This window comes from Kitasatospora sp. NPDC036755, assembly GCF_040636595.1.
GTDB lineage: Bacteria > Actinomycetota > Actinomycetes > Streptomycetales > Streptomycetaceae > Kitasatospora.
In genome coordinates this window covers 1-1,016 of record NZ_JBEZUT010000707.1, presented here as the reverse complement: position 1 = coordinate 1,016, position 1,016 = coordinate 1, and the positions used below count along the sequence as shown (strand labels likewise).

At 76.0% G+C, this 1,016-nt stretch carries 1 protein-coding gene; it reads right to left on the bottom strand.

Annotated elements, in window-relative coordinates:
* A partial coding sequence (locus AB0E96_RS41365) for a DUF4184 family protein (RefSeq protein WP_359831997.1) occupies positions 1-639 on the bottom strand: 639 nt, incomplete at its 3' end.
* Between the last annotated feature and the right edge of the window lie 377 nt (positions 640-1,016).

The following is a 1,016-nucleotide window of genomic DNA, read 5'->3' as shown; positions in this document are numbered from 1 at the left end:
CGGGAGTCGCTCGACGGCTGCGTCGTGTTCATGGGCCACCAGGGCTACATCTACTCCTTCATCGGCCCGGCCGAGAAGGACGGGAGGACGTACGACCACCAGGGCGAGCGCCGAACTGCCGTACTGCAGCGCCTCGTACAGCGGTACCCCGGCCACCGACCGGTCCAGTACGGGCAGCAGCCGCGTACCCAGCCGGCCTCCGTGGGTGAAGGCGTCCCAGCCCACGTGGGTGGCCGCTCCGATCGCCGCCGAGGCCGCGAACCACGCCGCACCGCCGACCGCGGCGCCGCCCGCACCGGCGTCTCCGGGGCCCCGGGTGCCGCCGGCCCGCCGGGCGGTCAGCGCCTCGGCGCCGCCCGCCCAGCGCTCGGGCAGCAGCGCCACCACCGGCGCGCGCAGCAGTCCGTGCCAGCCGGCCACCAGGGCCCCGGCGATCGCCACGTCCAGTGTCGGCACCGCCCACCAGCGGTGTGTCAGCCCGCCGTGGCCGTACACCCCGGGCAGCAGGGACTCGGCGAAGAACGGCACGTCCGGCGCCATCGACCCGGCGACCAGTGCCGACGCCACCAGGGGCCCGCGCGCGCCCGCGGCACGCAGCAGGGGCAGGACGGCGGCGGGATGGCTCAGTGTGAACGGCATGCCTCCATCCTCCCGCCCGGGGCGGCGGTGCCGCGCACCCGGGCGGCCGCTCGCGAACCGGGCGCCGGTCGACCACCCCCGCCCCGGCCACGCCGACCACCCCCGCCACGCCGGCCACCGAGGCCACGCCGACCACCCCTGCCGAGCAGACACCCGCCCACCAGACCGCGACCGCCAAGACCGCCGCGAAGACCGACACGAAGACCGCCGCGAAGACCGCCGCCAAGACCACCGGCGGCACGTCCGGCACCGGCGGCATCGCCATCACCTTCAACGGCCTGGACCAGAACGGCCAGATCGGCCTGGGCGACCTCGTCCCCTTCTCCGTCACCTGGAAGAACAACGACACCACCGGCACCCGCAGCATCGTCCCCGTC